Below are 18509 nucleotides of genomic sequence, written 5' to 3' on the forward strand. Positions count from 1 at the left end.
CGGAGGTGATGCCGTGATGACACCCCTCACCCCACGATCACGCGAATCCGCAGCGCTCGACCGGGGACCGTCGCCGCCCGTGGTGGGCGCGGCCGATGTGGGAATCCTCCTCCTGCGGCTGGCGGCGGGCCTGATCCTGGCGGGCAGCGGCTCGCAGAAACTGTTCGGTCTGTTCGGCGGGGCGGGGCTCGACGCCACCGGCAAGGGCTTCGCCGAGCAGGGATACGAGCCGGGTGTCTTCTTCGCCGGCCTGGCGGGAGCCTCCGAGCTCCTCGGCGGCCTGGGCCTGGCCGCGGGGCTGCTCACTCCGCTGGCGGCGGCGGCCGCGATCGGGGTGATGTTCCACGCCATGGTGGTGGCGCCCCAGTACAGCCTGTGGCCGGCCGGTCCGCCGTCGTTCGCCTACCCCATGCTCCTCGCCGTCGCCGCGGTCGCCATCGCCGCCGTGGGCCCCGGCAGCATCTCGCTGGACACCTTCTTCCCCTGGCGCAACGGCGGCTGGATCCCGTTCTGTGTCGCCCTGGGCCTCGGTGTGCTCGGGGGCGCGCTGGTGCTGGTGTTCGTGTGAGAGCGGAGCCCGGGTCGCGGGTCGTCCCGCTCACGCCGGGCGGCTCCCGGCAGGCAGACATGAGGCGAGGCCCGGTCACGACGCTGGCGTTCGTGTGAGAGCGGAGCCCGGGCCGCGGGTCGTCCCGCTCACGCCGGGCGGCTCCCGGCAGGCAGACATGAGGCGAGGCCCGGTCACGACGCTGGCGTTCGTGTGAGAGCGGAGCCCGGGCCGCGGGTCGTCCCGCTCACGCCGGGCGGCTCCCGGCAGGCAGACATGAGGCGAGGCCCGGTCACGACAGCCGGCGCGCCCTCCCACGAAACCGCACGGCGTCACACCGGGCCGCACCCACGCCGCCGACCGCACGACCGGCACGCTCATCAGCCCGCCGATCGCCACGCCGGTCCGAGGCTCACCGCGTCGATCACCCGGCCTCGACGATCACCACGCCGGTCCGCGATCACGACACCCGTCGGCTACATACCCTGCCACTCCGGCTTGTTCGCATAGGTGTGCCGGAAGTAGTCCGCCAGCTTCAGCTTGGACGCGGCGGCCTCGTCGACCACCACGGTGGCGTGCGGGTGCAACTGCAGCGCCGAGGCCGGGCACACCGCCGCGACCGGTCCCTCCACCGTCGCCGCGACCGCGTCCGCCTTCCCCTCACCCGTCGCCAGCAGCACCAGGTGCCGGGCCTCGAGGATCGTCCCGATGCCCTGGGTGATGACGTGATGCGGCACCTGGTCGATGTCGCCGTCGAAGAACCGCGCGTTGTCGATCCGCGTCTGCTCAGTCAGCGTCTTGATCCGGGTGCGCGAGGCGAGTGAGGAGCACGGCTCGTTGAAGCCGATGTGCCCGTCCGTCCCGATCCCCAGCAACTGCAGGTCCACCCCGCCGGCCTCGGCCAGCGCCCGGTCGTACGCCGTGCACGCGGCGGGGACGTCCTCGGCCGTCCCGTCGGGCCCCATGAACGCGTCCATCTCGATCGCGAGCGGTTCCAGCACCTCACGCCGCAGCACCGACCGGTACGACTCCGGATGCTCGGCGGGCAGGCCCACGTACTCGTCGAGCTGCGCTATCCGCGCCCGTGAGGTGTCCACCGTGCCGGACCGCACCCTGGCCGCCAGCGCCTGGTAGACGGGCAGCGGCGTCGAGCCGGTGGCCACGCCGAGCAGGGCGTCGGGCTTGCGCCCGAGCAGCTCCGCCATGGCCTCGGCGATCAACTCGCCGCCCGCCTCGGCGTCGGGAACGATGACAACTTCCACGCTGGGCCTGCCGATCTGGAGAGGGGACTCGAAGGGCACCCGGAAGGGGCCATGTGGTTTAGACCAATCTAACAGAGAGGGTGTGTCCTGACCCAGGCGAAGACAAGCCCTCCAGGACGTCTTTAGGGGAGGCGCGAACCGGGGTGAGGGAGTGGAATGGTGCTGTCGGAAGCCACGGCGGCGCTTCGAAGAAGAGCACGTCAGCGCTTCGGTGAACGCACGGCAGCGCTCCGGCGAACCCACGGCATCGCACCGGCGGGAGCCGACATCGCTCCGGCGTGCGCGGGCAGCGCTCCGGCGGGAAAACACGACGGCGCCGCACCGCACCACCGCGATGCGGCCACAGTGACACTGGGCCGACGCAGACGCAGAGGAAGTCACATGACCGCCACGACCCCGTACCCTCACGACCCCCACGCCCCCCACAGCGAGGTCCCCGGCCGGATCATGGCGCGTGAGATGGGCCAGCAGCCCGCGGTACTGCGCCGGATCCTGGAGAAAGGGGTTCCCGCCATCCGCCAGGTGGCCCAGGACATCGCCGCCCGCGCACCCCGCTTCGTCCTGCTGACCGCCCGCGGCACCTCCGACAACGCCGCCCTCTACGCCAAGTACCTCCTGGAAATCCGCCTCGGCCTGCCCTGCGGCCTCACCTCGATGTCCACCACCACGGCCTACGGCGCCCGCCCCGACCTCACCGACGTCCTCGTCGTCACCGTCAGCCAGTCCGGCGGTTCCCCCGACCTGGTCGCCTCCACCCGGGCCGCCCGCGAGGCCGGCGCGATCACCCTCGCGGTGACCAACCATCCCGACTCCGCGCTGGCCGGCGTCTCCGAGTACCACATCGACATCCTGGCCGGTCCGGAGAAGGCGCTCCCCGCGACGAAGACGTACACCGCCTCACTCCTCGCGCTCTACCTCTTCGTCGAGGGACTGCGCGGCGGCGACGGCGCTCCGGCGAAGGTGCTGCCCGACCTCGCCGAGCACCTGCTCGCCCGGCACGGCGAGATCCGCACCCTGGCCGCCCGCTACCGCTTCGCCGAGCGCATGGTGATCACCTCGCGCGGCTACGGCTACCCCACGGCCAAGGAGGCGGCCCTGAAGCTGATGGAGACCAGCTACATCCCCGCCCTCTCCTACTCCGGCGCCGACCTTCTGCACGGCCCGCTCGCCATGGTCGACAACGTCTCCCCGGTCATCGCGGTGGTCCCCGACGGCAAGGGCGGGCAGGCGCTCCAGCCCGTCCTCGACCGGTTGCGCGGCCGGGGCGCCGACCTGGTCGTCATCGGCCCCAGGAGCCAGGTCGAGGTCGCCTCCGCCGGTTTCGTCCTGCCCACCGAGGAGGTCGCCGAGGAGGTCCAGCCCATCCTGGAGATCGTCCCCCTGCAGTTGCTCGCCCACGAGGTCGCGATCGCCCGCGGCCAGGACCCGGACGCCCCCCGCGCCCTGGCGAAGGTGACGGAGACGCACTGAACAGGGGTCGCGGGCGGGTACGGCATCACGACAGTCAAATCAGTACGAAAGCGAACATAGTCGTGGGTCGTTCCGTCCCCGGCGTCGACATCGGGCCCGTCGCCCGCCGCACCGGCGCGGTGATGCGGGGCGTGTCCCCACAGGCGTGCGACGGCGCGAGCCGCGAGGAACTGGAGGCTCTCGCGGAAATTGCCATGGCCCATCTGGCCCCGTACATGAGCCGGGCGGGTTAGGCTGCGAAGCGCCAACTCCACACAGCCTTCAACAACAAACCGCCCCCGACGCATGGACACGGCAAAGTGGTCTAGTCCAGAATGCGTGAGGGACGCAAACACCAAGAGCCTCCGTCTTCCCCGCACAGGAAGGCGGACCGAGGAACCGGTGCTCTCTGCCCTGACTGCCCCGGCTCCTCATCCTTCGGCCGACCGGGACCGCACACCCCACGGCCGATGCTGCTCCGGGCTGCGGTGCCGGGAGGGTTGAGGGTCCCTCCCAGGCGCCGCGGCCCGCGGGTGTCTCCGGGCCGTACCGTCACTTTTAGGACCTGCACAGACCCCCGGGTACGCTCGCAGACGTGCCCTCCATGAACGAACTGGTCCGCCAGCACACCGCCCTCGACGACTCCGATCTCGAGTGGCTCCATCTGCTGGTCTCGGAGTGGCAGCTGCTCTCCGACCTGTCCTTCGCCGACCTGGTCCTGTGGGTTCCCACCCGCGACGGCACCCGTTATGTCTCCGTCGCGCAGATGCGGCCCAACACCGGTCCCACCTCCTACCAGGACGACATGGTCGGCCACCTCGTCCCGCGCGGCCGCCGCCCGATGCTGGACGCCGCGCTCGACGAGGGCAGGATCGTGCGCGAGGGCGACCCGGAGTGGCGCGAGGAGGTCCCGGTCCGGGTCGAGTCGATCCCGGTGCGACGGGAAGGACGCGTCCTCGGTGTCATCGCCCGCAACACCAACCTCCTCACCGTGCGCACCCCGAGCCGTCTGGAGCTCACGTACCTCCAGAGCGCCTCGGACCTGGCACAGATGATCGCGGCCGGCGCCTTCCCCTTCGCGAACCAGCAGCTCGACATGGATGCCTCGCCCCGCGTGGGCGACGGCCTGATCCGGCTCGACGCGGACGGCATCGTCCAGTACGCCTCCCCGAACGCGCTGTCCGCCTACCACCGTATGGGCCTCGCCGCCGACCTGGTCGGCCACCACCTGGGCCGTACGACCGCCGAACTCGCACCCACCCGGGGGCCGGTGGACGAAGCGCTGGCCAAGGTGGCCAGCGGATGGGCGCCGCGCGAGTTCGAGATCGAGGCCAACGACGGGGTCATCCAGTTCCGGGCCATTCCGCTCAAGCCCAAGGGCACCCGCATCGGTTCGCTCGTGCTGCTCCGGGACGTCACCGAACTGCGCCGCCGCGAGAGGGAGTTGATCACCAAGGACGCGACCATCCGGGAAATCCACCACCGGGTGAAGAACAACCTCCAGACGGTGGCCGCCCTGCTGCGCCTGCAGGCCCGCCGCATCGAGTCCGAGCGGGGCCGCGCGGCCCTGGACGAGGCGGTGCGCCGGGTCGGCTCCATCGCGATCGTGCACGAGACGCTCTCCCAGAACCTGGACGAGCGCGTGGAGTTCGACGAGATCGCCGACCGGGTGCTGGCGATGGTCGCCGAGATCTCCCCGGGCAAGGTCACCGGCCGGCGCAGCGGCCGCTTCGGCATCCTGGACGCCGAGGTCGCCACCCCGCTGTCGATGGTGCTCACCGAGGTGTTGCAGAACGCGCTGGAGCACGGCTTCCGCGAGGGCGACACCGGCACGGTCGAGGTGTCGGCCGTGCGGGGCGGTACGACGAAGGAGGCGCGCCTGCTGGTGACGGTGCAGGACGACGGGGTCGGCCTGCCCGAGGGTTTCGACCCGCGCACCTCCGGCAACCTCGGCCTGCAGATCGTACGGACGCTGGTGGAGGGCGAGTTGGGCGGTACGTTCGACATGGTCCCGGCGCCGGAGCGCGGCACGCAGGTCATCTTGGACATCCCGGTACGCGCGCAGAAGTGACCGGCCGTCCACCGGAAGTGACGGGCGTTCCTCGGTCGCAAGGGCCTCGGTACAGCAAAAAGCCCCGGACCTGACGGTCCGGGGCCAGTGCTCGCTGTAAGCGCATTGGGGGTACTGCGCGCTGCGGCTCGGGGGCGGGAGATGCGTACTCGCTGTACGCGCCGCCAAGCTCAGGCTGTCAGCGGGGTGGGTGTGTCAGGCGGAGGCCTGACGGGCCCGGTTGCGGGCGGCGCGGCGCTTCATGGCGCGGCGCTCGTCCTCGCTGAGACCACCCCAGACGCCGGAGTCCTGGCCGGACTCGAGCGCCCACTGCAGACACTGCTCGATAACCGGGCAGCGACGGCAGACGGCCTTGGCTTCCTCGATCTGCAGCAGCGCAGGACCGGTGTTGCCGATGGGGAAGAAGAGCTCGGGGTCTTCCTCGCGGCAAACGGCGTTGTGACGCCAGTCCATGGCTGCTACCTCTCCTTGGTATTACGTGAAGATTGTGAATGTGAACGCTTTCACGAATCCCTCAACAAGTGAAGGGCCTACCGCCGAGTCTTCCCCGGCGTGGTCCTTGGTTGTGAAGAGGGGTTCCGGTGATCTGTGGAGGCCGGTGTTGCGGGCCGTCCCGATCGCCACGTAGAGACTCGCAAACCTCGGCGACGGATACAACCCCTTCCGGAAAGTTTTTTTTGATTCCTCGGTGTCGACTAGGTCACAGCCGTACTTCCATGGGGTGGATCCTGGCCTAAACGTTCGAGTGAAAGGACTTTGGCCCCTTCTGCTCACACAATCACACGCAGTGCACGGCGTACGCCTGTGAACGTCACGCTGGTGCGCAGCCCGAGGTGGTCACCGTCCATCTGAAGGGGCAGCGGCACCTTCGAATGCAAGGTGAACTCGCTCAAATCGTGCAGGGACACGGCGTGCTTGCCATGGGGTCCGCGCTCGGGGGACGAAGTGAGCAACTGGGTGCCATACCGGGCAACCGCGGCCGTCGACATCCGGGTCAGGCCGAACACATCCAGTCCGGTGTCGAACGAGGCCTGCGGCGAGGCGTACATCGGACGATTGCCGAGGAACGTCCAGGGGGCGGTGTTCGACGCTATGCACAGGAGCAGATCCGTCACCGGGTCCTCGCCCGCCCGCTCCAGGCTGATCGACCCCGTCCGGCGGCTCGGCTCGCCCAGCAACTGGCGCAGCACCTGACGGACGTAGAGCGCGTGCGTCGACTTCCTGCCGCGCTCGCGCTGCTGCTCGACGCGGCCGACGACACCGGCGTCGAAGCCGAGCCCCGCGTTGAAGGTGAACCAGCGGGACGGCACGGCCTCGTCCTCCGTGCCCGGTGTGCCGGAGGTCAGTCCCAGTCCGACGGTCCGCTCGCTGCCCTCGCGCAGCGCGTCCAGCAGGGCGCCGGTGGCCTCGACGGCGTCGTTGGGCAGGCCGAGGGCGCGGGCGAAGACGTTGGTGGAACCGCCGGGGACCACGGCGAGACCCGGGACGTGGCCGGGCGCGGGGCCGTTGTGCAGGAGGCCGTTGACGACCTCGTTGACCGTACCGTCACCGCCGAGGGCGACCACGAGGTCGATGTCGTCGCTCTCGGCGGCCTGCCGGCCGAGGTCGCGCGCGTGCCCGCGGTACTCGGTGGTGACCGCCTCCAGCTTCATCTCACTGGCGAGCGCGTGAATCAGGACATCGCGCGTACGTGCGCTTGTGGTGGTTGCCGCCGGATTGACCACGAGAAGTGCACGCATGCCTCGCAGAGTACCTACTGGGCGGTACCGGGCACAGGCCGGAGTGGGGATCCGGCGAAGATCGCGGCGTGAGTCCCGACACGGGTGAGTGGGCGGCCGCGCAGTGGTGCCCCGGGGTCTTCCGAGGCGTCGGCGGTGCGAGGGCTACCCTGCAGGAGTGAGCTCACAGCAGAACCCCACCCCCGCTTCCGAGGCCGCCGCAGAGGCCGGCCCCCGTCCCGTCCGGCTGACCGTGGCGGCGGCGCTGACCGCGCTGGAGGGGCTCGCGCTCGTGGTCGGCGGTGTCTGGATCCTCGTTCTCGGACTGACCGGGCACCCGGACGACCGGCAGCAGGCCGTGACGGGCGGTGTCACGCTGATCGTGCTCGCGCTGCTGCCGCTGCTCGCCGCGCGCGGACTGCTCGGCCGGCGCAGCTGGAGCCGTGGCCCGGCCCTCATCACGCAGATCATCGCGCTGCCCGTGGCCTACAACCTGCTTCAGGCCGACAGCATGGCCATCCCGGGCGGCATCGCGCTGGCCGTCGTCGCGGTCGGGTCCCTGATCCTGCTGCTCAACCCCGAGACCACCAGGGCCCTCGGCATCCGGGGACCCGGCAACACGGACAAGTAGCAGTCGCGGGCGGTCCGACGCCGTCCCGCGCGTCGTCTCCCCGGTCACGCCGCCTTCCCGGTCGCGCCGCCTTCCCGTGGGCCGACGCTGCGCGCTCCGGGCGGGCGGAACCTCTGCCGACGCGGGGCCTCGTCACTCCGGGCGGGCGGCGCCCCGTCCGCCCGGGCTCGGGCGTTCCGGACGGGCGGCGCCTCGTCCGGCGCCGGGGCCACGCTGCCCACCCGGCCGGCACCCTCCCACTTGGCGTGGCTCGAGCGGTCGGCCGCCTCCACGCGCGCCGGGCTCGAGCCGTCCGCCGTGGGCGTGGTCTCTTCACGCCGCCGAGCTCGCGCCGTCCACCCCGGAAGCGACGTTTCCCTTGCGTCGCTCCGGTTACTCCTCCACCAGCAGCTTCTCCCGCAGCTGCGCCAGGGTGCGGGCCAGGAGGCGGGACACGTGCATCTGGGAGATGCCGACCTCCTGCGCGATCTGCGACTGGGTCATGTTGCCGAAGAAGCGCAGCAGCAGGATCCGCTTCTCACGGGGCGGCAGGTCCTCCAGGAGCGGCTTGAGCGACTCCCGGTACTCGACGCCCTCCAGCGCCTCGTCCTCCGCGCCGAGGGTGTCGGCGACAGCCGGGGACTCGTCGTCGGTGTCGGGGACGTCCAGGGACAGCGTCGAGTACGCGTTGGCGGACTCCAGGCCCTCCAGGACCTCCTCCTCGGAGATCGCCAGCTTCTCGGCGAGCTCGTGGACCGTGGGGGAGCGGCCGTGCAGCTGCGACAGTTCCGCGGTCGCCGTGGTCAGCGACAGACGCAGCTCCTGCAGCCGGCGCGGCACCCGCACCGCCCAGCCCTTGTCGCGGAAGTGCCGCTTGATCTCGCCGACGACCGTCGGCGTCGCGTACGTGGAGAACTCGACGCCTCGGTCGGGGTCGAAGCGGTCGACCGACTTGATCAGGCCGATGGTGGCGACCTGGGTGAGGTCGTCCAGCGGCTCGCCGCGGTTGCGGAAGCGGCGCGCGAGGTGCTCGACGAGGGGCAGGTGCATCCGGACGAGCTGGTTGCGCAGCTCGGCGTACTCCGGGCTGCCCTCCTTCAGCGTGCGCAGCTCCACGAACAGGGCGCGCGCACCGCTGCGGTCCTGCGGGTCCTGCGCGGGCTGTGCGTTGCGTGCGGCCGCCGTGCCGACCGTGGCGGGCGCGCCATGTGCGTCGTGCTGCGCGTCGGGCACGTCCTGCACGTCCTGCTCCGCGTATCGCTCGTGCTCGCTCATCGTCCCGCCCGTCGCCCTTCCCCGAGCCCTCGTCTCGTCCCCCGCTCTCGACGACGCTCGAGCGGGGGGACCCCCATGGGCAGGGGACACCTCGATCCGCGGTTCCAGGGGAGCACTCCGCACGGCGCCCTCCTGATCCCGCTGCCCGCCGTCCAGGAAGCCGTCCTCCGTCGAGTCGGAGTCGTCCTCCGGGTGCGGCCGGGCCTGCTCGGGAATGCCGTCGATGCCGCCCGCCGTGCGACGGGCGCCGATCGGACCGTTCCCCGAGCTCTCGGATCCGGCCGAGCCAGGGGCGCCCGAGGGCATCCCCGTCGGCAGCTCCCGTGTGCCGCGCTCTTCGTCCCGCACCGGCCCGTCCCCGTTCCTCACGCCGGCCCGGGTCCCGCGCCGCGCTGTTTGTAGAGGCTGATCGAAACGGTCTTGTCGTCGTCCACGGCGGAGGAGACCTTGCCCGCGAGGGCGGACAGCACGGTCCAGGCGAAGGTGTCCCGCGACGGGGCGTGACCGTCCGTCGTGGGCGCCGAGACGGTGACCTCCAGCGAGTCGTCGACGAGCCGGAAGACACAGCTGAGCACCGAACCGGGCACGGCCTGCTGGAGCAGGATCGCGCAGGCCTCGTCCACCGCGATGCGCAGGTCCTCGATCTCGTCGAGGGTGAAGTCCAAACGGGCCGCGAGGCCGGCCGTGGCCGTCCGCAGCACCGACAGGTAGGCACCCGCAGCCGGCAGCCGGACTTCCACGAAGTCCTGGGTCGCGGGCTCGCCTGCGATCTGGGACACCCTCACCTCCAAGGTGGTACAAGCTCTACGGGGCCGAGGGTCGCCCCTCGGGGTAACGCGAAGTATGTTCAGCGGTGACGCTACCGCGCTCGGAACCTACCTGTCCCCGGGACCCCAACCCCTTGCTGTCACTCATAGTAAACACATGAACACGCACAGTGGCTAGAGGGTGGGCGCCCCCAATTGGGAAGAGCGCGCGCCGGGTTGACGTACCCACACGTCAGACGCTCGAACCGTCGGGCCGGGAGGTCACGGGCTGGTCACACCAGGACGTGGTCGACAAAGCACCATCGCCAATTTTCCCCCGGTTCGAACGTCCGCATCACCGGATGGCCGGACTCCTTGAAATGGTCCGTCGCGTGCCGCCCCGGCGAGGAGTCGCAGCAGCCGACATGACCGCAGGTGAGGCACATCCGCAACTGCACGGGATGCACTCCCTCGGCGAGGCACACGGGACAGGTGTCGCTGAGGGCACCGGGTTCCGGGTGGGGGAGGCCGTCGGCGTGCGTGCACTGTTTCATGATTGCCAGGTTACGACGGTCGCGCGGAAGACCGCGCGGGAAAGAGGGCGGCGAGAACCATGGACGTAATGCCACTGCTGATGCTGGTGGCGGGCAGTGCGGCGATCGCCGCGGCCGGTCGGCGCACCCCCGTACCGGCACCGCTGCTACTGGTCGCGGCCGGACTGGTGGTCTCGTACGTCCCGGGAGTCCCGGACTACCACCTCGACCCGCACGTCGTGCTGCCGCTGATCCTCCCGCCGCTGCTGCACACCGCGGCCACCGAGAGCTCCTACCTGGACCTGCGCGCGCAACTGCGGCCCGTCGCGCTGCTGTCGGTCGGCTACGTGCTCTTCGCGACCTTCGTCGTGGGCTGGGCCGCCTATGTGCTCGTCCCGGGCCTGCCGCTGACCGCGGCGCTGGTGCTGGGCGCGGTGGTGGCGCCGCCGGACGCGGTCGCGGCCACGGCGATCGCCCGCCGGGTCGGACTGCCGTCCCGGATCACCACGATCCTGCAGGGCGAGTCCCTGGTGAACGACGCCACCGCGATCACCGCCTACCGCGTCGCCCTCGCGGCCGCCGTCGGCGAGGGCGCGACCTGGGCCGGCGGCATCGGCGAATTCCTGCTCGCGGCGGTCGGCGGCGTCGTCGTCGGACTGGTCCTCATGGTGCCGATCCACTGGCTGCGCACCCACCTGAAGGAGCCCCTCCTCCAGAACACCCTCTCCCTGCTGATCCCGTTCGTCGCGTACGCCGTCGCCGAGCAGGTGCACGCCTCCGGCGTCCTCGCGGTCGTCGTGGTCGCCCTCTACCTCGGACACCGCGCGTGGGAGGTCGACTTCCAGACCCGCCTCCAGGAGGGCGCGGTCTGGAAGATGGTCGCGTTCGTCCTGGAATCGTCGGTGTTCGCGCTGATCGGACTCCAGCTGCCGGTGGTCCTCGAAGGACTGGGGGAGTATGAGGGGCCGGAGGCCGCCTGGTACGCGTGCGCCCTCTTCCTGGTGGTCATCGTGACCCGGTTCGTGTGGGTGTACCCGTCCATCTTCCTGCCGCGGATGATGTCGGAGCGGATCCGGGAACGGGAGGCGGCCCCCACCTGGAAGGGCGCGTTCGTCATCTCCTGGGCCGGGATGCGGGGCGTGGTCTCGCTCGCCATCGCCTTCTCGATCCCGCAGACCGTGGCGGGCGAGCCCTTCCCCGGCCGCAACCTGATCCTCTTCCTGACCTTCACGACGGTCATCGGCACGCTCGTCGTGCAGGGCCTGAGCCTGCCCCCGCTGATCCGGCTCCTCAGACTGCCCGGCCGGGACGTCCAGGCGGAGACGCTCGCCGAGGCCAACGCCCAGGCGCAGGCCTCGCGTGCCGCCGAGCGCCGTCTCGACGAGCTTCTCGCCGACGAGCGCAACGCCCTGCCCGAACCGCTCGCCGAGCGGCTGCGCGCCGTCCTGGAGCGCCGCCGCAACGCCGTCTGGGAACGCCTCGGCCAGCCCAACCCCATCACCGGCGAGAGCGCCGACGAGACCTACCGCCGCCTGGCCAGCGAGATGATCAGTGCCGAGCGCGAGATGTTCGTGAGGCTGCGCGACGGTCGCTACATCGACGACGAGATGCTGCGGACGCTGTTGCGTCGGCTCGACCTCGAGGAGGCGGCGGCGTACCGGGAGGCGACGTAGGTCCGTCCGCACGAGGGAGCCGGAGAAAGGCCCGGTCGGGAAGTCGGAGGGAGGGCCCGGTCAGGGAAAGGGGCGGCCGGTGACGACGGCCGCCACCGTGCTCCCGCGCGCGAAGGCGCCTTCCTCGGCCAGGGAGACAAGTCCGTACAGCATTTTGGCGACATACAGACGCTCGACGGGCAGCCCGTGCCGGTCCTCGAAGTCCGCCGCGAAGGCCTCGAGTTCCGGTGGGGTGCGCGCGTAGCCGCCGAAGTGGAAGCGGTCGTCGAGGTGCCAGTCGCCGCGCGGTCCCCCGAAGGCCGCCGCTTGCAGCGACCGTATGCCGGAGGTCAGGAAGCCGCCCTTGAGGACCGGTATGCCGAGCGCGCGCTGACCGGGAGCGAGGCCCGCCGCCAGTCCGGCGAGGGTGCCCCCCGTGCCGCAGGCGATCGCGACGACGTCCGCCTGACCGCGCAGCTCCTCGCCGAGCGCTTGGCAGCCCCGAACGGCAGGGGAGTTGCTGCCACCCTCGGGGACGACGTACGCGTCCTCGGCGCCGGCGGCGCGCAGCAGGGCGGCGAGGGTGTTCGGGTCGGTCTTGCGTCGGTACGTCGACCTGTCGACGAAGTGCAGTCGCATGCCGTCGGCCGCGCACCGGGCGAGGGAGGGGTTGAGGGGGCGGTCGGCGAGTTCCTGGCCGCGGACCACGCCGACGGTGGCGAGGCCGAGGAGGCGGCCCGCGGCCGCGGTGGCGCGCAGATGGTTGGAGTACGCGCCGCCGAAGGTGACGATCGGGCGGCCGTCGGCCGCGGCGAGGTTGGGCGACAGTTTGCGCCACTTGTTGCCGACGAGGTCGGGGTGGATCAGGTCGTCGCGCTTGAGGAGGAGCCGTACGCCCCGCCGCGCGAAGCGGTCGTCGTGCACGTCCCGCACCGGGGAGGGGAGCCGCGGGTGCAGGGTCGCGAGGGCGTCGGGGCTGGTCACCCCGCCATTGTCACCCGTGGGCTACTTCAGCCGCTCGGCGATCCGGGCCCGCATCGCGGTCATCGTGAACCCGCGCGGGTCCACCTTCCCCGGCTGCCACTCCAGGTGGCCGATGACCGAGCGCTGCGTCCAGCCGTGCCGGCGGCAGATCGCGGCGGCCGCCCGCTCGATGGCCTCCAGCTGTGCCTCGGGCCAGGGGTCCTCGCCGTCGCCGAGGTTCTCGCACTCGAAGCCGTAGAAGTGGCGGTTGCCGTCGGTGTTCTTCTCGTTGTCCGGCGGCAGCGCCTTCTCCGCGATCACCGCGCGCAGGACGTCGTCGTCGCCGAGGCCCGCGTGGTTGGCGCGGCCGTACCCGACGAGGTGGACCCGGCCGTCCTTGGTGATGACACCGTGGCACAGCGGGCCGGGCAGGCCCTCGTAGCCGTCGCGGCAGAGTGCCACGGTGCGGGCGCTGCCCCGGGTGACGGTGTGGTGGATCATGACGCCGTGCACGGGGCCCCACGGGCCCACGTGATTGCGGTTGTGCTCTCTCCAGTTGCCCACCTCGACGACGGTGAGGCCCTCGTCCCGCAGGCAGTCGAGGAAACGGTTCGCGGACAGGGGTGAGGCCATGAGTGCCTCCTTCGCGGCGCGACGACCGCCCGACGCGGCCGCCTTGTACACGCTGCTTGTACCGAAGCGGGAGGAAACGGAACCCATCGTTCGTACAGCGAGCGAGCCGATTCAGCCACAGCGTGTGGTCATGGGGGTGCGAGGAGGAACCCATGTCTGCCCAGCGAGAGTTGATCCATTCCCGCTCTTTCGGGTAATAGCACGATCACGCTCCGTGCTGGAAGGCTTCTCCGCGGAGATCGGTGCCCGGCGAAACAGCCGCCAGGGCATGACCGGGAGGGCAATTCCTTATGTCGGTAGGCGAAGAGGTCCGCACGGAGCAGGCCAGGCCGCAGCAGAGTCTCGGCACCGCGGCCGCGCGGAACCTGGCCACCACGACCAAGTCCGCACCCCAGATGCAGGAGATCAGCTCGCGCTGGCTGCTGCGCATGCTGCCGTGGGTGGACGTGCAGGGCGGCACGTACCGCGTGAACCGGCGGCTCAGTTACGCCGTGGGTGACGGACGCATCACCTTCGTGAAGACCGGCGACCGTGTCGAGGTCATCCCCGCCGAGCTGGGCGAGTTGCCGGCGTTGCGGTCCTACGAGGACGAGGAGGTGCTGACCGAGCTCGCCCGGCGGTGCGAGCAGCGCGAGTTCGCCGCGGGCGACGTGATCGCCGACTTCGGCAACCAGACCGACGAGGTGTACCTGCTGGCGCACGGCAGGGTCGAGAAGGTCGGCCCCGGCCCGTACGGCGACGACGAGAGCCTCGGTGTGCTCGCCGACGGCGCGTACCTGGGCGAGCAGGCGCTCCTCGACCCGGACGCCATCTGGGAGTACACGGCCCGCGCGATCACCCCCTGCACGGTGCTCGTCCTGTCCCGCCAGGACGTCGAGCAGCTCGCCGAGCGTGCGGACTCGCTGCGCGAACACCTGGAGCGGCGACGGTCCCTTCCGCAGCAGCGCACCAACAAGTACGGCGAGAAGGAGATCGACCTCGCGGCGGGTCACGAGGGCGAGCCGGACATCCCGCACACCTTCGTGGACTACGAGGCGCGGCCCCGCGAGTACGAACTCAGCATCGCCCAGACCGTGCTGCGCATCCACTCGCGCGTGGCCGACCTGTACAACCAGCCGATGAACCAGACCGAGCAGCAACTCCGGCTGACGGTCGAGGCGCTGAAGGAGCGCCAGGAACACGAGCTGGTCAACAACCGTGAGTTCGGGCTGCTGAACAACTGCGAGTACGACCAGCGCATCCAGCCGCACGACGGTGTGCCCAGTCCGGACGACATGGACGAGCTGCTGAGCCGCAGGCGCGGGACCAAGATGCTCCTCGCCCACCCGCGCGCGATCGCCGCGTTCGGCCGTGAGCTCAACAAGCGGGGCCTGGTGCCCGAGACGATCGACGTCGGCGGCAACCGCATCCCGACCTGGCGCGGTGTCCCGATCTACCCGTGCAACAAGATCCCGGTCACCGAGGCCCGGACCACCTCGATCATCGCGATGCGTCTCGGTGAGGCGGACCAGGGCGTGATCGGTCTGCGTCAGTCCGGCATCCCGGACGAGCTCGAGCCCAGCCTGTCGGTGCGGTTCATGGGCATCAACGAGCAGGCCGTCATCAAGTACCTCGTGACGGCCTACTACTCGGCGGCGGTCCTGGTGCCGGACGCGCTCGGCGTGCTGGAGAACGTCGAGATCGGGCGTTGGCGGTGACCTTCCCGGCCGGTGTGTCGTGTCCCCGCCCGTCGGGGCGGGTACACCTCGGGGTATGCGTCCGGCCGGAGCACGAGCGCCGCTGTCCGCTGACTCTCCGAGGGGGGACCTCGATCCCATGACCGAGTCCGTGACCGAGTCGACGACCCAGCCCGGACCCCGGCCCACCACCCACGCCCCGACCAGCCGTCCCCCGGCGGCCGAGCCCCCGGCGACCCGGTCCCTGGCGGAGGCCGAGCGGCGTCCGGCCGGGGCTCCCGAAAGGCGCGGTTCCCTCCCGGCCCAGACGGACGGCGCGCCGGGGCCGCTCGACGGCCCCGAGGCGGAGGTGATCCTGGAGCGCGCGCGGGCGCTGGTGGACCCCGCGCTGCGTTCGGCGGTCGACTCGCTGCCCGGCGCGATGCGCCGGGTCGCGCGCTACCACTTCGGCTGGGAGCACGCCGACGGCACCCCGGCGGCCGGCAACGCGGGCAAGGCGATCCGGCCGGCGCTCGTCCTGACCGCGGCCGCCGCGCTCGGCGGCCCCCGGGCGCGGGCGCGTGCCGTGCCGGCGGCCGCGGCGGTGGAGCTGGTGCACAACTTCACGTTGCTGCACGACGACGTGATGGACCGGGACACCACCCGTCGGCACCGGCCCACCGCGTGGACGGTGTTCGGCGGCAACGACGCGATCCTCGCCGGGGACGCCCTCCAGGCGCTCGCCCTGCGACTGCTCGCGCAGGACCCGCACCCGGCGTCCGCGACCGCCGCCGCCCGGCTGACGGCCTGTGTCGTCGAGCTGTGCGAGGGCCAGCAGGTCGACACGGCGATGGAGCGGCGCGGCCCCTCGGAGGTCACCCTCGACGAGGTGCTCGCCATGGCGGAGGCCAAGACCGGGGCGCTGCTGGGGTGCGCGTGCGCGCTCGGCGGGCTGTACGCCGGGGCGGCCGCGGCCGATGTCGAGGCGCTGGACGCGTTCGGCCGGGAGGCCGGGCTCGCCTTCCAGCTCATCGACGACGTCATCGGCATATGGGGCGACCCCAGCCGCACCGGCAAGCCGGCCGGGGCGGATCTGGCGGCCCGCAAGAAGTCCCTGCCGGTGGTGGCGGCGCTGGCCTCCGGGACACCGGCGGCCGCCGAGCTCGCCGCGCTGTACGAAGTGCCGTACGACGGCGGTGACCTGGAGCCCACGGTGCTGGCCGTGGAGCGGGCGGGCGGACGGGACTGGGCGCAGCTCCAGGCGTCCGAGCGGATGGCGCGGGCGATGCAGGAGCTGTCCCGCGCGATTCCCGACCCGGAGGCGGCGGGCGGACTGCTCGCCCTCGCCGAGTTCGTGACGCGGCGCAGCGCCTGAGCGTCGGCGCGCACCGAGAAGGGCCCCGGGGCGGCGGCGTGCGGTTCCTGACCCGCACGCCGCGCCGGCCCGGTTGGGGCGGGTCCCGCACATCCCCACGGTGTGCGGGGCCCGCCTTCGTCAGTGCCGCCGGCTGGGCCGCGCGTGCCTGAACGGGAGGCCGGTGGGACGCCGCACGCGTCTGAGCGGGAGGCCGGTGGGACGCCGCACGCGTCTGAACGGGAGGCCGGTGGGACGCCGCACGCGTCTGAACGGGAGGCCGGTGGGACGCCGCACGCGTCTGAGCGGGAGGCCGGTGGGACGAGGAGTCACGAGGATGCGGACACGCACCGTCACGCCTCCGGCACCACCACTGCCACCACGCGCTCCACCAGCCCTTCCGGCACCTGCACCTCCGGCAGCACCCCGTCCAGTACGCCCGGCAGTGTCAGGTGCTCGACGATCAGTCCCAGCATCGCGAGGTAGAGCACGACCACCGTCTCGTCTCCGCCGGGCAGCCCCGCCTCGCGGTGGAACCCCATGCCGTACTCCAGTTGCCCGCGCACCGACTCGGTGTACGACGCCCGCAGTCCGGGGCGGCGGGTGGCCTCGAGGCGCAGTTCGAGCAGGGCCAGAAAGCCCGGGCGGTCGCGGACCATGCGCGTCATCAGGTCCTGCATCAGGGCCGTGACCAGGGCGCGGTCCTTCGGCGCCCGCATCAGCCGGCCGAGCACCTCGGGGTCGGGTGCCAGGCGGCGGTGCAGGCGGGCGTCGATCTGGCGGAGCAGGTCGTCGCGTCCGCCGAAGTAGTTGGAGGCGGTGCCGACCGGCACCCCCGCCGCCGCGTCCACCGCGCGGAAGGTGAGCCCTCGCGCTCCCTCGCGGGCGAGCACCTCGACCCCGGCGTCGACGAGCGCGGCCCTGCGTTCAGGGTTGCTGGCCATACGGAGTCCTCTCTCCCACTTTCCCGGTCCCCGCCCTTTTCCCTTGCGACCACTACAAGTGAAGTACTACAACTGGAGTTGTTGCAGCCACAGCCTACGAAACGAGAGCGGCTTGCGAAAGCTCACCTACTTCGTCGCCACGTCCATCGACGGCTTCATCGGGGACCCGGACGGCGACGCGTCGGTGATGCTCCCCTACGCGGACGCGGAGTTCCTCGAGTTCCTCACCGCGGAGTATCCGGAGACCCTGCCCACCCACGGCCGCCGCCCGCTCGGCGTCGACGACCTGCCGAACAAGCGGTTCGACACGATCATCCAGGGCGCGCCAGCTACGACGTGGCGCTGAAGGAGGGCGTCACCAGCCCGTACGCCCACATGCGGCAGTACGTCGCCTCGCGCAGCCTGACCCGGTCGCCCGACCCCGAGGTCGAGATCATCGCCGAGGGCCTCGTCGGCCGGGTGCGCGCGCTGAAGGCGGAGGACGGCGCGCTCGGCATCTACCTGTGCGGCGGGTCCCGGCTCGCGGGCGAGCTGATCGACGAGATCGACGAACTGGTCGTCAAGACGTACCCGGTCGTGCTGGGCAGCGGCATGCCGATGTTCGGCTCCGGTTACGCGGTCGGCGCGTTCGCGCTGGAGTCGGTGCGCACCTTCGGCAACGGCGCCGTCGTGACGACGTACGGCAGGAAGCGCTGAGCCGCCGTCGGCCCTACGCTGGGGGCATGGACAGCACGCACCATGTCTGTCCCGACTGCGGACAGCCCGTCGATACGGTCGTCCGGCGCCACAAGACGCTGGGCGCGTGGGTCCCGGTGTGGGTGGCCGGACCGTGCCGGAACCCCAAGTGCGACGCGTACGCCATGGAAGGCGCCGTCTCCGAGCAGGAGCGGCCGGCGACGCCCGACACCACCAAGCAGACCGAGACCGAGACCGAGACAGTGGCGAAGAAGCCCTGAGCGCGTCCTGGGGGCGCCGACGGCATCGGCTGAGCGGTACCGGTGCACCGCCCCGACGCCGCGGGTCCCCGGCGCGCCGGTACGACGGCCGGGTCCTGCGCGGCGCCGAAAGGCGCAGCGCTCCTGTGCTGTGAACCGGCC

General features: G+C 71.5%; 18 protein-coding genes and 1 pseudogene. 10 read left to right on the top strand and 9 right to left on the bottom strand.

Annotated elements, in window-relative coordinates; genetic code table 11:
• Positions 1-16 precede the first annotated feature (16 nt).
• Positions 17-568, top strand: coding sequence for a DoxX family membrane protein (locus IPT68_RS24165; protein WP_189696466.1), 552 nt, complete (start codon positions 17-19; stop codon positions 566-568).
• A gap of 455 nt (positions 569-1023) precedes the next feature.
• On the opposite strand, the gene nagB is transcribed toward IPT68_RS24165, so the two are convergent.
• Positions 1024-1809: a glucosamine-6-phosphate deaminase gene (nagB, locus tag IPT68_RS24170; protein WP_189696467.1), complete on the bottom strand. Its 786-nt coding sequence runs from the start codon at positions 1807-1809 to the stop codon at positions 1024-1026.
• Between the two features lie 381 nt (positions 1810-2190).
• Between nagB and IPT68_RS24175 the strand changes: the two genes are divergently transcribed.
• The 3 genes from IPT68_RS24175 (at position 2191) to IPT68_RS24185 (ending at position 5329) form a co-directional block, all read left to right on the top strand.
• On the top strand, positions 2191-3279 hold the full coding sequence (locus tag IPT68_RS24175; RefSeq protein WP_189696468.1) for an SIS domain-containing protein: 1089 nt from the start codon (positions 2191-2193) through the stop codon (positions 3277-3279).
• Positions 3280-3341: 62 nt separating this feature from the next.
• Positions 3342-3512, top strand: a complete 171-nt coding sequence (locus IPT68_RS24180) for a hypothetical protein (RefSeq protein WP_189696469.1) — start codon at positions 3342-3344, stop codon at positions 3510-3512.
• Positions 3513-3862: 350 nt separating this feature from the next.
• Positions 3863-5329: a sensor histidine kinase gene (locus IPT68_RS24185; RefSeq protein ID WP_189696682.1), complete on the top strand. Its 1467-nt coding sequence runs from the start codon at positions 3863-3865 to the stop codon at positions 5327-5329.
• 195 nt (positions 5330-5524) lie between these two features.
• Here IPT68_RS24185 and IPT68_RS24190 read toward each other — a convergent pair whose 3' ends face one another.
• Together IPT68_RS24190 and IPT68_RS24195 are read right to left on the bottom strand one after the other, a co-directional pair.
• Positions 5525-5782, bottom strand: a complete 258-nt coding sequence (locus IPT68_RS24190; RefSeq protein WP_003992873.1) for a WhiB family transcriptional regulator — start codon at positions 5780-5782, stop codon at positions 5525-5527.
• A 317-nt stretch (positions 5783-6099) separates the two neighbouring features.
• Positions 6100-7068 carry a diacylglycerol/lipid kinase family protein gene (locus tag IPT68_RS24195; RefSeq protein ID WP_189696470.1) on the bottom strand — a complete coding sequence of 323 codons (969 nt, stop codon included), beginning with the start codon at positions 7066-7068 and terminating at the stop codon, positions 6100-6102.
• 157 nt (positions 7069-7225) lie between these two features.
• Here IPT68_RS24195 and IPT68_RS24200 point away from each other — a divergent pair, with 157 nt between their 5' ends.
• Positions 7226-7678, top strand: a complete 453-nt coding sequence (locus IPT68_RS24200; protein WP_189696471.1) for a hypothetical protein — start codon at positions 7226-7228, stop codon at positions 7676-7678.
• 372 nt (positions 7679-8050) lie between these two features.
• Here IPT68_RS24200 and IPT68_RS24205 read toward each other — a convergent pair whose 3' ends face one another.
• The 3 genes from IPT68_RS24205 to IPT68_RS24215 form a co-directional block, all read right to left on the bottom strand.
• Entirely contained in the window at positions 8051-9280 is a 1230-nt protein-coding gene (locus IPT68_RS24205) for an RNA polymerase sigma factor SigF (protein WP_189696683.1), read from the bottom strand.
• Between the two features lie 17 nt (positions 9281-9297).
• Positions 9298-9711 (bottom strand): ATP-binding protein, encoded by a 414-nt coding sequence (locus IPT68_RS24210; RefSeq protein ID WP_015657891.1) that lies wholly within the window; start codon positions 9709-9711, stop codon positions 9298-9300.
• 260 nt (positions 9712-9971) lie between these two features.
• The gene (locus IPT68_RS24215) at positions 9972-10232 is read right to left on the bottom strand and encodes a UBP-type zinc finger domain-containing protein (RefSeq protein ID WP_189696472.1); all 261 of its coding nucleotides are present in this window, start codon (positions 10230-10232) and stop codon (positions 9972-9974) included.
• Between the two features lie 59 nt (positions 10233-10291).
• Between IPT68_RS24215 and IPT68_RS24220 the strand changes: the two genes are divergently transcribed.
• On the top strand, positions 10292-11884 hold the full coding sequence (locus IPT68_RS24220) for a Na+/H+ antiporter (RefSeq protein ID WP_189696473.1): 1593 nt from the start codon (positions 10292-10294) through the stop codon (positions 11882-11884).
• A 60-nt stretch (positions 11885-11944) separates the two neighbouring features.
• Here IPT68_RS24220 and IPT68_RS24225 read toward each other — a convergent pair whose 3' ends face one another.
• Together IPT68_RS24225 and IPT68_RS24230 are read right to left on the bottom strand one after the other, a co-directional pair.
• Positions 11945-12847 carry a 1-aminocyclopropane-1-carboxylate deaminase/D-cysteine desulfhydrase gene (locus tag IPT68_RS24225; RefSeq protein WP_189696474.1) on the bottom strand — a complete coding sequence of 301 codons (903 nt, stop codon included), beginning with the start codon at positions 12845-12847 and terminating at the stop codon, positions 11945-11947.
• 21 nt (positions 12848-12868) lie between these two features.
• A complete protein-coding gene (locus IPT68_RS24230; RefSeq protein WP_189696475.1) occupies positions 12869-13459 on the bottom strand; it encodes a peptidoglycan recognition protein family protein in 591 nt (196 codons plus the stop codon).
• A gap of 290 nt (positions 13460-13749) precedes the next feature.
• Between IPT68_RS24230 and IPT68_RS24235 the strand changes: the two genes are divergently transcribed.
• Positions 13750-15156 carry a family 2B encapsulin nanocompartment shell protein gene (locus tag IPT68_RS24235; RefSeq protein ID WP_189696476.1) on the top strand — a complete coding sequence of 469 codons (1407 nt, stop codon included), beginning with the start codon at positions 13750-13752 and terminating at the stop codon, positions 15154-15156.
• 118 nt (positions 15157-15274) lie between these two features.
• Positions 15275-16489 carry a family 2 encapsulin nanocompartment cargo protein polyprenyl transferase gene (locus IPT68_RS24240; protein WP_189696477.1) on the top strand — a complete coding sequence of 405 codons (1215 nt, stop codon included), beginning with the start codon at positions 15275-15277 and terminating at the stop codon, positions 16487-16489.
• Positions 16490-16821: 332 nt separating this feature from the next.
• Here IPT68_RS24240 and IPT68_RS24245 read toward each other — a convergent pair whose 3' ends face one another.
• The gene (locus tag IPT68_RS24245) at positions 16822-17412 is read right to left on the bottom strand and encodes a TetR/AcrR family transcriptional regulator (RefSeq protein ID WP_189696478.1); all 591 of its coding nucleotides are present in this window, start codon (positions 17410-17412) and stop codon (positions 16822-16824) included.
• Between the two features lie 112 nt (positions 17413-17524).
• On the opposite strand from IPT68_RS24245, the pseudogene IPT68_RS24250 reads away from it, so the two are divergent.
• Together IPT68_RS24250 and IPT68_RS24255 are read left to right on the top strand one after the other, a co-directional pair.
• Positions 17525-18108, top strand: a pseudogene (locus IPT68_RS24250) (dihydrofolate reductase family protein).
• Positions 18109-18134: 26 nt separating this feature from the next.
• Complete coding sequence (locus IPT68_RS24255) at positions 18135-18368, top strand: hypothetical protein (protein ID WP_189696479.1); 234 nt, start codon at positions 18135-18137, stop codon at positions 18366-18368.
• The last annotated feature ends 141 nt before the right edge of the window (positions 18369-18509 follow it).

Source organism: Streptomyces chromofuscus, assembly GCF_015160875.1.
GTDB classification, from domain to species: Bacteria; Actinomycetota; Actinomycetes; order Streptomycetales; family Streptomycetaceae; genus Streptomyces; species Streptomyces chromofuscus.